This is a genomic window from Frateuria sp., from assembly GCF_035943815.1.
Classification (GTDB): domain Bacteria; phylum Pseudomonadota; class Gammaproteobacteria; order Xanthomonadales; family Rhodanobacteraceae; genus Frateuria_A.
On sequence record NZ_DASZBU010000013.1, the window covers coordinates 59438 to 74360 of the forward strand.

General features: G+C 67.1%; 8 protein-coding genes and 1 pseudogene. 3 read left to right on the forward strand and 6 right to left on the reverse strand.

All coding sequences use genetic code 11. From position 1 onward, the window contains the following. Window positions 1-68: 68 nt before the first annotated feature. From lpdA to VGU65_RS09330, 5 genes are all read right to left on the reverse strand, one after another. The gene (gene lpdA, locus VGU65_RS09310; RefSeq protein WP_327475018.1) at window positions 69-1496 is read right to left on the reverse strand and encodes a dihydrolipoyl dehydrogenase; all 1428 of its coding nucleotides are present in this window, start codon (window positions 1494-1496) and stop codon (window positions 69-71) included. Between the two features lie 144 nt (window positions 1497-1640). Then, window positions 1641-2843 (reverse strand): 2-oxoglutarate dehydrogenase complex dihydrolipoyllysine-residue succinyltransferase, encoded by a 1203-nt coding sequence (odhB, locus tag VGU65_RS09315; protein WP_327475020.1) that lies wholly within the window; start codon window positions 2841-2843, stop codon window positions 1641-1643. Window positions 2844-2922: 79 nt separating this feature from the next. Beyond that, the gene (locus VGU65_RS09320) at window positions 2923-5757 is read right to left on the reverse strand and encodes a 2-oxoglutarate dehydrogenase E1 component (protein ID WP_327475022.1); all 2835 of its coding nucleotides are present in this window, start codon (window positions 5755-5757) and stop codon (window positions 2923-2925) included. Between the two features lie 308 nt (window positions 5758-6065). Further along, window positions 6066-8120 (reverse strand): response regulator, encoded by a 2055-nt coding sequence (locus tag VGU65_RS09325; RefSeq protein WP_327475024.1) that lies wholly within the window; start codon window positions 8118-8120, stop codon window positions 6066-6068. Between the two features lie 16 nt (window positions 8121-8136). After that, on the reverse strand, window positions 8137-13485 hold the full coding sequence (locus tag VGU65_RS09330) for a HAMP domain-containing protein (RefSeq protein ID WP_327475026.1): 5349 nt from the start codon (window positions 13483-13485) through the stop codon (window positions 8137-8139). Window positions 13486-13934: 449 nt separating this feature from the next. Between VGU65_RS09330 and VGU65_RS09335 the strand changes: the two genes are divergently transcribed. The 3 genes from VGU65_RS09335 to VGU65_RS09345 are packed head-to-tail and all read left to right on the forward strand — an operon-like array spanning window position 13935 to window position 14787. Further along, window positions 13935-14246, forward strand: coding sequence for a hypothetical protein (locus tag VGU65_RS09335; protein ID WP_327475028.1), 312 nt, complete (start codon window positions 13935-13937; stop codon window positions 14244-14246). A gap of 3 nt (window positions 14247-14249) precedes the next feature. Next, window positions 14250-14525, forward strand: a complete 276-nt coding sequence (locus VGU65_RS09340; RefSeq protein WP_327475030.1) for a DUF5985 family protein — start codon at window positions 14250-14252, stop codon at window positions 14523-14525. A gap of 4 nt (window positions 14526-14529) precedes the next feature. After that, complete coding sequence (locus VGU65_RS09345; protein WP_327475032.1) at window positions 14530-14787, forward strand: DUF5985 family protein; 258 nt, start codon at window positions 14530-14532, stop codon at window positions 14785-14787. Here the strand turns inward: VGU65_RS09345 and VGU65_RS09350 are convergent. Further along, a pseudogene (locus tag VGU65_RS09350) lies at window positions 14784-14923 on the reverse strand (IS481 family transposase); the annotation flags it as partial. The gene VGU65_RS09345 and the pseudogene VGU65_RS09350 overlap by 4 nt on opposite strands.

Here is a 14923-nt window from a genome sequence, read left to right on the forward strand (position 1 = left end):
GCATCCATCCAACGGAAGCGGCCCGCCCATGTCGCCACGAGCGGGCCGCGTCGGCCTTGCGTGGGCGGTCAGTTGCCCTTGTGGATGGCGCGCTTGTCGACCGACAGCGCAGCCTCGTGTACGGCTTCGGAAAGCGTCGGATGGGCGTGGACGATGCGCGCCAGGTCCTCGGAGGAACCCTTGAACTCCATCGCCACCACGCACTCGGCGATCAGCTCGGACACGCCCGGGCCGACCATGTGCACGCCCAGGATGCGATCGGTCTCGGCGTGGGCCAGCATCTTCACCTGGCCTACGCCCTCGTTCATGGCGACGGCACGGCCGATGGCGGCGAACGGGAAGGTGCCGACCTTGTACGGCACGCCTTCCTCCTTGAGCTGCTTCTCGGTCTTGCCGGCCCAGGCGATTTCCGGCTCGGTGTAGATCACCCACGGCACGGTGTCGAGGTTGATGTGGCCGGCCTTGCCGGCGATCCACTCGGCCACCGCCACGCCTTCCTCGGAGCCCTTGTGCGCCAGCATCGGGCCGCGCACCGCGTCGCCGATCGCCCACACGCCATCGACGCCGGTGTGGTTGTGCTCGTCGACCACGATGCGGCCGCGCTCGTCCAGCCTGACGCCGGTGTCGTCGGCCAGCAGGCCGTCGGTGTAGGCGCGGCGGCCCACCGCCACCAGCAGCTTGTCGACGGTGAGCTGCTGCTCGCCGTCCTTGTCCGAGTAGGTCAGATGCACCCCATCCTTCTTCACCTCGGCCTTGGAGACCTTGGCGCCGAGCTTGATGGCCAGGCCCTGCTTGGTGAATTCCTTCAGCGCGATCTTGGCGACGTCCGCATCGGCGGCGCCCAGGAAGTCGGGCAGCGCTTCCAGCACGGTGACGTCCGAACCCATCCGCTTCCACACGCTGCCGAGTTCCAGGCCGATCACGCCCGCCCCGATCACGCCCAGTCGCTTGGGCACTTCGGTGAAGTCCAGCGCGCCGGCATTGTCCACGATCGCCTTGCCGTCGAACTTGGCGAACGGCAGCTCGATCGGCACCGAGCCGGAGGCCAGGATCACGTTGGTGGCGCTCAGGGTCTGCCTGGAACCGTCCTTGCCGGTTACCTCGACCTGGTTGCCCTTCAACAGCTTGCCCTTGCCGTAGAACGCGGTGACCTTGTTGGCCTTGAACAGCTGGCCGATGCCGCCGGTGAACTGCTTGACGATCTTGTCCTTGCGGCCGATGAACGTGCCCAGGTCGACCTTGGCGCCCTCCACGCTGATGCCGTGGACGGGAAAGTTGTGCGAGATGTTCCAGAACTGGCGCGAGGAGTCGAGCAGCGCCTTGGACGGGATGCAGCCCACGTTGAGGCAGGTGCCGCCCAGCGCCTGCTTGCCGTCCTTGCCGGTGAAGTCGTCGACACAGGCGGTCGAAAGGCCCAGCTGCGCGGCGCGGATCGCGGCCACGTAGCCGGCCGGGCCGGCGCCGATGACGATGACGTCGAATTGTTGGTCACTCATGCGAGGTTCCTTGCTGGCGAGCCCTGCTCGCTGGTGAAGCGGAAGATGGGCACTGGTGCGCCGGAAACAACCAAACTGGCGTGGTTTCAGTCGGGCCCTGGCACCAGAGCTTCGTTACCTGTTTTCTGATCGCCGGGGCGGCGATCAGAGCCCGAGCAGCATCCGCTGCGGATTCTCCAGCTGGTCCTTGATGTCGACCAGGAACAGCACCGCGTCCTTGCCGTCGATGATGCGGTGGTCGTAGGAGATGGCGATGTACATCATCGGCGCGGCGATGACCTGGCCGTTCTCGACGATCGCGCGCTCCTTGATCGTGTGCATCCCCAGGATCGCGCTCTGCGGCGGGTTCACGATCGGCGTGGACAGCAGCGAGCCGAAGGTGCCGCCGTTGGTGATGGTGAAGGTGCCGCCCTGCAGGTCCTCCAGCGAGAGCTTGCCGTCGCGCGCCTTCTTGGCGTAGTCGGCGATGCCCTGCTCGATCTGCGCGAAGCCCATGTCCTGCACATCGCGCAGCACCGGCGTCACCAGGCCCTTGTCGGTGGACACGGCGATCGAGATGTCCTGGTAGCCGTGATAGATGATGTCGTTGCCGTCGACCGATGCGTTGACGATCGGGTGGCGCTTGAGCGCCTCGGCGGCCGCCTTGACGAAGAAGCTCATGAAGCCGAGCTTGATGCCGTGGGTCTTCTGGAACTGCTCGCCCAAAGACTTCCGCATCTTGACCACCTCGGCCAGGTTCACCTCGTTGAACGAGGTCAGCATGGCGATCGAGTTCTTCGACTGCATCAGGCGCTCGGCGATCTTGGCGCGCATGCGGGTCATCGGCACACGCTCTTCCGGACGCGCGCCCGGCGTGGGCTTGGCGGCCGGGGCCGGGGCAGCGCCGCCCTTGCCATAGTTGACCAGATCTTCCTTGGTCACGCGGCCGTCGCGGCCGGTGCCGGCGACCTTGGAGGGATCGATCTGCTCTTCGGTCGCCACGCGGCGGCCGGCGGGGGACAGCTCGTCCACGCCTTTGCCCGAAGTCTTCGGTGCTTCGGCCTTGGGCGGGGCGGAGGCGGTGGCCTTCGGCTCTTCCTTCGCGGCGGGCGCGGGAGCTGGCGCGGCGGCACCTTCCTCCAGGATCGCGATGACCTGCTGGCTGTTCACCGTGTCGCCGGCCTGGTGCCTGATCTCCTTGAGCACGCCATCGACCGGCGAGGGCACTTCCAGCACCACCTTGTCGGTTTCAAGGTCGACCAGGTTCTCGTCGCGCTTGACCGCATCGCCGACCTTCTTGTGCCAGCTGGCGATGGTGGCGTCGGAGACCGACTCGGGCAGGACGGGGACTTTGACTTCGATGGACATGACGGGTCCTTGGGGGGTTGGGGTGCTCGTCCATGGGCGCAGCATCTGGCGGCCGTCCTGGCCGCGTGATCCGAAAAGCTTACTCCGCCGACTGATCGTCGCCGATGGGCGCGACCAGCGCCTGCTCGACGAGCGCGGTCTGCTCGGCGGTATGGGTGTTGAGGTGGCCGGCCGCCGGGGCAGGCGAGCGCCCACGGCCGGCGTAGGACAGGCTGAGCTTGGCGCCGACGCAGGCCTGCAGGTGGTGGCGGATCTGGAACCAGGCGCCCTGGTTCATCGGCTCCTCCTGGCACCACACCACTTCCTTGGCGGACGGGTACTTGGCCAGCTCCTCGACCACCTGCGGGCGCGGGAACGGGTAGAGCTGCTCGACGCGCACGATGGCGACGTCGGCGAGCCCGCGCTTCTCCGCTTCTTCCAGCAGGTCGTAGTAGACCTTGCCCGAGCACAGCACCACGCGCTTGACCTTCTTTGGCGCAAGCTCGCGATGCTCGCCGATCACCAGCTGGAAGCCGCCGCCGGAGAGCTCGTCCAGCGAGGACACCGCCAGCTTGTGGCGCAGCAGCGACTTGGGCGTCATCACGATCAGCGGCTTGCGCGCCGGCCGCACCATCTGCCGGCGGATCATGTGGAAGGCCTGCGCCGGGGTGGTCGGCACGCACACCTGCATGTTGTCCATCGCGCACAGCTGCAGGAAGCGCTCCAGGCGGGCGGAGGAGTGCTCCGGGCCCTGGCCCTCGTAGCCGTGCGGCAGGAACAGGGCCAGTCCGCACAGGCGGTTCCACTTGGCCTCGCCCGAGCTGATGAACTGGTCGATCACCACCTGCGCGCCGTTGGCGAAGTCGCCGAACTGCGCCTCCCAGATGTCCAGCGTGTACGGGTCGGTGGTGGCATGGCCGTATTCGAAGGCCATCACCGCTTCCTCGGACAGCAGCGAGTCGATCACCTCGACGTCGGCACCCGCGCGCACGGTGGCCAGCGGCATGAAGGTATGGCCGTCCTTCTGATCGTGCAGCACCGCGTGGCGGTGGAAGAAGGTGCCGCGGCCGGAGTCCTGGCCGACCAGGCGCAGGTTGTAGTCCTGGTCGATAAGCGTGGCGTAGGCGAGATTTTCGGCGAAACCCCAGTCGGCCGGGTGCTCGCCCGTCGCCATCTTGCGGCGGTCGTCGTAGATCTTGGCCACGCGCGGCTGCAGCGTGAGGTCGGCCGGCAGGTCAAGCAGCTTGTTGGCCAGCTCCATCAGCTTCTGCTTGGGCACGCAGGTGTCGGTCTGGGTAGACAGCTTGCCGCCGATGAAGCGGCTCCAGTCCACGTGCACGTCGCGCTTGGGATCGGGATCGAGCGCCGTCATCGAGCCGCCCGCCTCGAGGCGGGCACGGTAGGCGTCCAGCTCCTTCTGCGCGTCGCCCTCGGCCAGCACGCCTTCCTTGACCAGCTGCTGCGCGTACAGGTCGCGCGTGGTCGGCCGCTTCTTGATGACCTGGTACATCACCGGCTGCGTGGCAGAGGGCTCGTCCGCCTCGTTGTGGCCGTGGCGGCGGTAGCACACCAGGTCGATCACCACGTCCTTGCGGAACTGCTTGCGGAATTCGTAGGCCAGGCGGGTGACCTCGATCACCGCCTCGGGATCGTCGCCGTTCACGTGGAACACCGGCGCGTTGACCATCTTGGCCAGGTCGGTGCAGTACAGCGTGGAGCGCGCGTCCTGCGGGTTGGAGGTGGTGAAACCCACCTGGTTGTTGATCACGATGTGCAGGCTGCCGCCGATCTTGAAGCCGCGCGCCTGCGACATCTGGAACAGTTCCATGTTGACGCCCTGGCCGGCGAAGGCCGCGTCGCCATGGATCAACACCGCCATCGACTGGGTGTGCTCGCTGTCGCGGCGGCGGATCTGCCGCGCATGCACGGAGCCGGCCACCACCGGGTTGACGATCTCCAGGTGCGATGGGTTGAACGCCAGCGCCACGTGCACGCCGTTGCCGTCGGGCGTCCTGACGTCGGCGGAGAAGCCCATGTGGTACTTCACGTCGCCCGAATGGGCCGGGTCGTCCGGATGCTCGAACTTGCCCTCGAACTCGTTGAACAGGGTCTTGGGCGGCTTGCCCAGGATGTTGACCAGCACGTTCAGGCGGCCGCGGTGGGCCATGCCGATGACCAGGTCCTTGACGCCGTTGTCGCCGGCGGAGGTGACCACGTCGTCGACCATCGGGATCAGGCTGTCGCCGCCTTCCAGCGAGAAGCGCTTCTGGCCGACGTACTTGGTGTGCAGGTAGCGCTCCAGACCCTCGGCGGCGGTGAGGCCCGCCAGCACGCGCTTCTTGCCCTTGGCGTCCAGGCCGGCGCTGCCGTTGGCCTGTTCCAGCCGGGCATAGATCCAGGCACGCTGGGCATGGTCGGAGATGTACATGAACTCCGCGCCGATGGTGCTGGCGTAGACCTTCTTGAGGCGTGCGAGCAGCTCGCGCAGCTTCATTCGCTGGCCGCCGCCGGCGAAGGTGCCGCAGTCGAACTGCGTGTCCAGGTCGGCGTCGGACAGGCCGTGGAAGGCGAGCCCGAGGTCCGGCGCCTCCATCTTGTGGGCCAGGCCCAGCGGATCCAGGTCGGCGGCCAGGTGGCCGCGCGAACGATAGGCGGTCAGCAGACGCAGCACGCCGGCCTGCTTGCGGGCGTGGGCATCGTCCACCGGGGCGGCGGCGACGCGGCGCTGCTTCTGCGCGGCCTCGATGCGGGCGATGGCGGCCGAGTGCGGGGTGTCGCTGCCGCGGCCCTTGAAGGACTCGAAGTAACCGGCCCAATCGGCGGAGACCGACGAGGGGTCGGCAAGCCAGGACTCGTAAAGCTGCTCGACGTAATCGGCGTTGCCGCCGGCGAGTTGGGAGGACTCGGAAAACTCGCGAATCAGGTTCGTGCTCACGTCACCACCGGCAGGGAGTAAAGGCTTGCGGCCGTCTGTCTGGGGAAGGGCAAAAGGCCGTATGCAATCTTAACGATTATACCCCGGGCCTGCTGCGCCGCGGCAAGCCAGGACACGCTCCGGAGGTCGCGGTAGTGGAGTCGATTTCAAGGCCGGATGCAGCCGGATCGGCATGGCGTCGTGCTTGCGGGCCCGCGCCGGTGCCGAGGGGATGGCAGGTCCCGGTCCAGCCGGCATTCAGTTCGGGGCCCCGAGGGCCGCAGGCAACGGCTCGGGCACGGAAGAACCGCCGGAACGGCAGGCGTTTCCTAGGGGACGGCGAGCGCGGCGGCGATCGCATCCTGCAACTGAGTGGCGGTAAACGGCTTGGCCACCACGACCACTCCTTCGGGCGCGCCGGAGATCGCCGCGGTATCGGCGTAACCACTGATGATGATGCCGGGCAGGCCCGGCTTGACCTGACGCAGCTTGCGGATGACCTCCGAGCCGGAGACCAGCGGCATGGCGTAGTCGCTGATGATGAAATCGACGGTAGGCAGACCGTCGGCGTCGATCAGCTCGCTCACGTGGCCGCCATCGGACGCGGTGGTTACCCGGTGCCCGAGATCCTCGAGCATGGCCGCGGTGGTGGCGCGCACGCCTTCATGGTCGTCGACCAGCAGGATATGGCGCGCATGGCTGCGCGCGGCGATGCCCTCGACCGGATGGCTTGCCGCCACGCGGCGCGCGGCCTCCGGCGCGCGCGGCAGCCACAGCTCGACCGTGGTGCCGTGGCCGAGCCGGCTTTCGATGCGCGTGGTGCCGCCCGATTGCTGGGCAAAGCCGTAGACCATGGACAGGCCCAGGCCGGTGCCCTTGCCGACCGCCTTGGTGGTGAAGAACGGTTCGGCGACGCGCTCGAGCATCTCTGGCGCGATGCCGCAGCCGGTGTCGGAAACGGCCAGCACCACGTAGTCGCCCGCGACCGTGTCGCCGTCGCCCGCGAGGCTGGCGTTGCGGCAGGCAATGCGGATCTTGCCGCCCTCGGGCATGGCGTCGCGGGCATTGATCGCCAGGTTCATCAGCGCCAGCTCGAGCTGGGTCTCGTCCGCGTAGGGGGACCACAGGCCCTCGCCCAGCTCCCACTCCAGCGTGACCAGCCCGCCCAGCGTGTGCGCCAGCAGCTGGCTCACCGTGCCGGCGAGGTCGTCCATGTCCACGCGTGCCGGCGCGAGCTTCTGCTTGCGGGCGAAGGCGAGCAGGCGCGAGACCAGTTCGGTGCCCTGCTGGGCCGCGTGGCGGGTCATGTCCAGCACCTTGCGCTGGTCGTCGGCGAGCGTGACGCGCCGCTCGATCAGGCCCAGGCCGCCGAGCACGGCGGCCAGCAGGTTGTTGAAGTCATGGGCGATGCCGCCGGTGAGCTGGCCCAGCGCGTCCATCTTGCGCACGTGCAGCAGCTGCGATTCGAGGTTCTTGCGGTCGGTGACGTCCAGCAGCGTGCCTGCATATTCCAGTGGCCGCCCGTCGGCGTCGCGCAGCAGCACCCCCTGGTCGAGGAAGTGCTTGTAGGTGCCGTCGGCGCACTGCCAGCGGTACTCCACCGCATAGGCGCGGCCGTCGCGGCGGGCGCGCAGGGCGCCGTTGACGCGCTCACGGTCATCCGGATGCAGCCGCTCCAGCCATAGCGTCGGCGTGGCGACCACTTCCTCGAAGCCGAAGCCGGTGACCGCCTTGAAGTTGCCGCTGACGAACTTGGGGATGCGCGGGACCGCGTCCTGCTCTTCCAGGTAAAGGACGATCGGCAGCGACTGGATGATCGCCGCCTGGCGCTGTTCGGCCAGGCGCAACTCCTGTTCGGCGCGCAGGCGCTCGGCGTTGGCGCGCAGGTTGGCGTCGAGCAGTTCCTGTTCCTGCCTGGCCTTGCGCCGCACCTCGCGGGTCATCAGGTACAGGTCGACGAACACCGCGGCCTTGGAACGCAACACCACCGGCTCGACCGGCTTGAACACGTAGTCCACCGCGCCCATCGAATAGCCGCGGATGAGGTGTTCGGTCTCCTTGTTGACCGCCGAGAGGAAGATGATCGGGATGCGCTTGGTCTGCTCGCGCGCACGGATGATCTGCGCGGTCTCGTAGCCGTCCATGCCCGGCATGTAGACGTCCAGCAGGATAACCGCGAACTCGCCCTTGAGCAGTTGGCGCAGCGCCTCCTCGCCGGACTTGGCGAGCACCACGTCGGCCACGTCCTCCAGCACGGTACGGATGGCCAGCAGGTTGCGCTCGTCGTCGTCGACGATCAGGATGCGCGCCCGCTCGGGCGGATCGGAGGAGCGGGTGCGCCGGGCGGCAGCCGGAAGGGGTGGGCGGGAAACGCGAACGTTCATGGGTTTCGATTCCATGCTACGACGCGGCGACCGGCGTGCGCTCGCGCGCACGCGCAATCCACACGCGCAACAGGGCGAGCAGCAGCTCGATGTCCACCGGCTTGGCGATGTAATCCGAGGCACCGGCGTCCAGGCATTTCTGGCGGTCGCCCTTCATGGCCTTGGCGGTGACGGCGATCAGCGGCACTTCGGTAAGGGCCGGCTGCGCGCGGATCTGCTGCATGGTCTCGTAGCCGTCCATCTCCGGCATCATGATGTCGATCAGCGCGATGTCGATGCCCGGCGTCTGCTCCAGGATCAGGATGCCTTCGCGGCCGCGTTCGGCGTGCAGCACTTCCACGCCGTGGCTTTCCAGCACGCTGGTCAGCGAATAGATGTTGCGGATGTCGTCGTCGACGATGAGGATGCGCGCGCCGGCCAGTTCCGGCACGGGACGCAGGCCGGCGGGCGCCTCGGGCGGGCGCGGGGCGGGTGTCTTGCGCACGTGGGCCGCCAGGCGGGCGAACACCTCGCTGAGTTGTTCCGGTGCGGCCGGTTTTTCGGTGACTCCGAACGCGCCCTGGTCCAGTGCCGAGGCGAGCTTGTCGGCGCCGGAGATCACCTGGATCGGCATGTGCATGGTCTGCGTGTCGTGCTTGAGCAGGTCCAGCAGCACGAAGCCGTCGATGTCGGACAGACCCAGGTCCAGCGTGATCGCGTGTGGCTGCAGCTTGCGCGCCAGCGCCAGCGTGCCGGCGCCGGCGGTCGAGACCACCCCCTTGAGCCCGGCATCGCGGGCGATGTCCAGCAGGATCGAGGCGAAGGTCGGATCGTCCTCGACGATCAGCACGAACGGAGCGTCGCCCAGCGCATCGCGATCGTCGGTGACTTCCAGCTGCGTCGGCAACGCACCGGGCACCATCGCGCCGCTGTTGTCGTAGCGCGCGTCGCTGCCGCCCGGTGGCAGGGCGGCCATCGATACCGCTTCCATCGGCACGAACAGGGTGAAGGTGGAACCCTCGCCCGGGGTCGAGCGCACCTGCAGCTCGCCGCCGATCAGGCGCGCGATCTCGCGGCTGATCGACAGCCCCAAACCGGTGCCGCCGTACTTGCGGCTGGTGGTGCCGTCGGCCTGCTGGAAGGCCTCGAAGATCAGCCTCTGCTTGTCCTTGGGAATGCCGATGCCGGTATCGGTGACGGCGATCTGGATGGCCCGGTCGGTGTAGCGCAGCACCGGATGGTTGGTGCTCCAGCCACCCGACACCGGCCGCACCGCCAGCGTGACGCTGCCCTCGGCGGTGAACTTGAAGGCGTTGGACAGCAGGTTCAGCACCACCTGTTGCAGGCGCTTCTCGTCGGTGCGGATCGCCGCCGGCAGCGCCGGGTCGAACTCCACCTTGAATTCCAGCCCCTTGTCGCTGGCGAGCTGGCGGAAGGTGCGTTCCATGTGCTGCTTGAGCCCGCTCATCGGCATGTCGCCGATCTCGATCGAGACCGTGCCCGATTCGATCTTGGACAGGTCCAGGATGTCGTTGATCAGGCTCAGGAGGTCCGAGCCGGCCGAATGGATCGTGCGCGCGAACTCGGTCTGCTTCTCGCTCAGGTTGCCCTGCGGGTTGTCCGCCAGCAGGCGCGAGAGGATCAAGAGCGAGTTGAGCGGCGTGCGCAGCTCGTGGCTCATGTTGGCCAGGAACTCGGACTTGTACTTGGAGGTGAGCGCCAGCTGCTCGGCCTTCTCCTCCACCGCGCGGCGGGCCATCTCGATCTCGAAGTTCTTCGCTTCCACCTGCTTCTTTTCGTTTTCCAGCAGCTGGGCTTTTTCCTGCAATTCCTCGTTGGTGGTGTGCAGCTCTTCCTGTTTGGTGGTCAGCTCGGTCTGGCGCGACTGCAGTTCCTGCGTGAGCAGCTGCGACTGCTTGAGCAGGCCCTCGGTGCGCATGGTGGCGGCGATCGTGTTGAGCACGATGCCGACCGATTCCATCAGCTGGTCGAGGAAGCTCTGGTGGGTCTCGTTGAAGTGGTTGAACGAGGCCAGCTCGATCACCGCCTTGACGTCGTCCTCGAACAGCGCCGGCAGGATCGCCACGTTGGCCGGCGCCGCGTGGCCCAGCCCCGAGCCGATGCGGATGAAGCCGTCCGGGATATCGGTCAGCAGCATCGCGCGCTTGTCGGCGGCGCACTGGCCGACCAGGCCTTCGCGCAGCCGGAACGTGGGCTTGAGCTGGTCGCGACTCTCGGCACCGTAGCTGGCGACCAGGTCGAGCACCGTCTCGTTGTCCTCGCGGCGCGCCACGTAGAACACGCCGTACTGCGCGTTCACCAGCGGCGCAAGCTCGGACATGATCAGGTTGGACACCGTGGCCAGGTCGCGCACGCCCTGCAGCATGCGCGAGAAGCGCGCGAGGTTGGTCTTGAGCCAGTCCTGCTCCGCATTCTTCAAGGTCTGTTCCTTGAGGTTGCGGATCATCTCGTTGATGTTGTCCTTGAGCGCGGCCATCTCGCCGGAGGCGGCCACGGCGATCGAGCGGGACAGGTCGCCCTTGGTCACCGCGGTCGCGACGTCGGCGATCGAGCGCACCTGGTTGGTCAGGTTGGCGGCGAGCTGGTTCACGTTGTCGGTGAGGTCGCGCCACAGTCCCGCGGCGCCGGGCACGCGCGCCTGGCCGCCCAGCTTGCCCTCGATACCGACCTCGCGCGCCATGTTGGTCACCTGGTCGGCGAAGGTCGCGAGCGTCTCGATCATGCCGTTGATGGTGTCGGCCAGGGCGGCGATCTCGCCCTTGGCGTCCACCTGCAGCTTGCGCTTGAGGTTGCCCTGCGCCACCGCGGTCACCACGTCGGCGATGCCGCGCACCTGGTTGGTGAGATTGGTGGCCATCAGGTTGACGTTGTCGGTAAGGTCCTTCCAGGTGCCGCCCACGCCGGGCACCTGCGCCTGGCCGCCCAGCTTGCCCTCGGTGCCCACCTCGCGCGCCACGCGGGTCACTTCCGAAGCGAAGCCGTTCAACTGGTCCACCATCACGTTGATGGTGTCCTTCAGGGCGAGGATCTCGCCCTTGACGTCCACGGTGATCTTCTTCGACAGGTCGCCGCGCGCCACCGCGGTGGTCACGTCGGCGATGTTGCGCACCTGGCCGGTGAGGTTGTCGGCCATCAGGTTGACGTTGTCGGTGAGGTCCTTCCAGGTGCCGGCCACGCCGCGCACCTGGGCCTGACCGCCCAGCTTGCCTTCGGTACCGACCTCGCGCGCCACGCGGGTCACCTCGGAGGCGAAGGAGTTCAACTGATCCACCATCGTGTTGATGGTGTTCTTGAGCTCGAGGATTTCGCCCTTGACGTCCACGGTGATCTTCTTGGAAAGATCGCCCAGCGCCACGGCGGTGGTCACCTCCGCGATGTTGCGCACCTGGCCGGTGAGGTTGGCCGCCATCGCGTTCACGTTGTCGGTCAGGTCTTTCCAGGTGCCGCCCACGCCCGGCACCTGCGCCTGGCCGCCGAGCTTGCCTTCGGAGCCGACCTCGCGCGCCACGCGGGTCACCTCGGAGGCGAAGGAGTTGAGCTGGTCCACCATCACGTTGATGGTGTTCTTGAGCTCCAGGATCTCGCCCTTGACGTCCACGGTGATCTTCTTGGAAAGATCGCCGCGCGCCACGGCGGTGGTCACCTCCGCGATGTTGCGCACCTGGCCGGTCAGGTTGCCGGCCATCAGGTTCACGTTGTCGGTGAGGTCCTTCCAGGTGCCGCCCACGCCCGGCACCTGCGCCTGGCCGCCGAGCTTGCCTTCGGAGCCGACCTCGCGCGCCACGCGGGTCACCTCGGAGGCGAAGGAGTTCAACTGGTCCACCATCACGTTGATGGTGTCCTTGAGCTCGAGGATCTCGCCCTTGACGTCCACGGTGATCTTCTTGGAAAGATCGCCGCGCGCCACGGCGGTGGTCACCTCCGCGATGTTGCGCACCTGGCCGGTGAGGTTGGCCGCCATCAGGTTGACGTTGTCGGTAAGGTCGGCCCAGGTGCCGGCCACGCCGGGCACCTGAGCCTGGCCGCCCAGCTTGCCCTCGGTGCCCACCTCGCGTGCCACGCGGGTCACCTCGGAGGCGAAGCCGTTCAACTGGTCCACCATCACGTTGATGGTGTTCTTTAGCTCCAGGATCTCGCCCTTGACGTCCACGGTGATCTTCTTGGAAAGATCACCCGAGGCCACGGCGGTGGTCACCTCGGCGATGTTGCGCACCTGGCCGGTGAGGTTGTCGGCCATCAGGTTCACGTTGTCGGTGAGGTCCTTCCAGGTGCCGGCCACGCCGGGCACCTGCGCCTGGCCGCCCAGCTTGCCCTCGGTGCCCACCTCGCGGGCCACGCGGGTCACCTCGGAGGCGAAGCCGTTCAACTGGTCCACCATCACGTTGATGGTGTTCTTGAGCTCCAGGATCTCGCCCTTGACGTCCACGGTGATCTTCTTGGAAAGGTCACCCGAGGCCACGGCGGTGGTCACTTCGGCGATGTTGCGCACCTGGCCGGTAAGGTTGTCGGCCATCAGGTTCACGTTGTCGGTGAGGTCCTTCCAGGTGCCGCCCACGCCCGGCACCTGGGCCTGGCCGCCGAGCTTGCCCTCGGTGCCGACCTCGCGCGCCACGCGGGTCACCTCGGAGGCGAACGAGTTGAGCTGGTCCACCATGGTGTTGATGGTGTTCTTGAGCTCGAGGATCTCGCCCTTGACCTCCACCGTGATCTTCTTGGAAAGGTCGCCGGAGGCCACCGCGGTGGTCACCTCGGCGATGTTGCGCACCTGGCCGGTCAGGTTGGTGGCCATGGCGTTGACGTTGTCGGTGAGGTCCTTCCAGGTGCCCGCCACGCCCTTCACGGTTGCCTGGCCGCCCAGCTTGCCCTCGGTGCCGACCTCGCGCGCCACGCGGGTCACTTCGGAGGCGAACGAGGCCAGCTGCGCCACCATCGTGTTGACCACCTTGCCGATGCGCAGGAACTCGCCGCGCAGCGGACGGCCGTCGATCTCCACGGTCATGGTCTGGGAGAGATTGCCCTTGGCCACCGCGCCGATCACGCGCGCCACCTCCGCGGTGGGCTGCACCATGTCCTCGATCAGTTCGTTGACCGAGCGGATCGCGCTCTCCCAGCCGCCGGTGGCCGATTTCACGCGGCCGCGCTGGTTGATGCGGCCTTCCTTGCCGACCACGACGGAGAGCCGGGCGAATTCCTCGGTGAGCTGGCGATTGAGGCCGACCACCTCGTTGAACAGCCGGGCCACTTCCGGATCGGCGCCGGGGCCGGTCTCCGGCAGGCGCACGCTGAAGTCGCCGCTGCGCAGGCTGTGCAAGGCGGCGACCAGCTGGGGACGGTCCAGGATTTCCTGGCGGATTTCGGCGTTCACATGAGCCTCCTGTGTCGTGACCAGCACGTCCTGCACAGGTCGATCATGATGGGCGACGCGCCCGGCGAGAAGAAGGAAAGCCGCCGAGGTTGCACGTTCCACGCTGAACCCATGCTTCAATCCGTCGCGCGAGCGTCGGCAAGCCCCGCCCGGGGCCTGTCGATCGCAAGGCGAGCAGCGCGCGCCGATACGGGTTTGCCGCGCTTTAGCGGTTCCGGAACGTCGCCGCCTCCCACTTCGCAGCGCCGCGCACCATAGCATGGCGCCGGGTTGGCTTCGCGCGAAGGAGTCCATAGAATGCGGGCGGTCGTTGCATCAGGTCGCTCCACTCGGGACCGGCTTTGGGGACATCCCGCGGTGATCCGCCAGACAAGGGGGCGACTTTCGGAATGCCATTGGAGAAGGATGTAGCCGGTTTTCTGCGGTCGACATTCCGGTCCATCTGGTCGATGGAGCTGTTGTTCCTGCTGCTGCACGACCCCTCGCGCCGCTGGTCTCCGCCGGAGCTGGTCGACGCGCTGCGCGCAAGCGAGCTGGTCGTGAGCCAGGCGGTGGAATCGCTGCATGCCGCGGGACTGGTCGTATGCGAAAGCGACGACCTGGTGCGCTACGGCCCCGCCTCCGACGAACTTCACGAGCTGGTCCTGTCGACCCAGGCGCTCTATCTGAAGTCGCCCGATGCCGTCATGCGGCTGATCATGCGATCACGGTCGGACAACCTCGTCGCCTTCGCCGACGCCTTTCGATTCCGTAAGGACTAGCGCGTGTCATTCAATTTTGCACCGGCCGTCTATCTGCTGTGCTTCTTCACCAGTTCGATCTGCGCGCTGATGCTGGGCCGCAGCTTCCGCCGCACGCGGGCCCGGTTGTTGTTCTGGAGCGCGCTGTGCTTCGGGCTGCTGGCGTTGAACAACCTGCTGCTGGTGCTGGACCTTGTGGTGTTCACCACTTCGGTGGACCTGGCCCTGCCGCGCGGTCTGGTCGCGCTGGCGGCGGTGGCGACGCTGCTGTTCGGCTTCATCTGGGATGCGGAGGAGTGAGGTGATGATGTACTTCCTCGGCGGTGCGATCGCCTGCGGCCTGTTCGTCGCCGCCCTGTTCTTCCTGCGCTTCTGGCGCCGCACCGGCGATGGGCTGTTCCTGGCCTTCTCGGTGGCGTTCGGGCTGATGGGCCTGGCGCAGATCGTCATCGCGACGATCAACATCTATTTCGAGGACAGCAGCCCGGCCTACCTCATCCGGCTGGCCGCCTTCGCCATCATCATGGTGGCGATCGGCCGCAAGAACCGTAAGTCGACCTAGCTGTGTAAACCCACCAGGTTGTTCATGGTGATGCGGGTGATTGGGGCCCGGTAATCCAGGCTGGCGTGTGGCCGATGCCAGTTGTACTGGTGTAGCCAGGTCAGCCAATGGGCGGCGCGCTGGGCAGAGTGCTCGT

Excerpts from the sequence above, each read along its gene's own strand:
- lpdA (WP_327475018.1), bottom strand. The coding sequence starts at position 1,496 with ATGAGTGACCAACAATTCGACGTCATCGTCATCGGCGCCGGCCCGGCC.
- odhB (WP_327475020.1), bottom strand. The coding sequence starts at position 2,843 with ATGTCCATCGAAGTCAAAGTCCCCGTCCTGCCCGAGTCGGTCTCCGAC.
- VGU65_RS09325 (WP_327475024.1), bottom strand. The coding sequence starts at position 8,120 with ATGAACGTTCGCGTTTCCCGCCCACCCCTTCCGGCTGCCGCCCGGCGC.
- VGU65_RS09335 (WP_327475028.1), top strand. The coding sequence starts at position 13,935 with ATGGAGCTGTTGTTCCTGCTGCTGCACGACCCCTCGCGCCGCTGGTCT.
- VGU65_RS09345 (WP_327475032.1), top strand. The coding sequence starts at position 14,530 with ATGATGTACTTCCTCGGCGGTGCGATCGCCTGCGGCCTGTTCGTCGCC.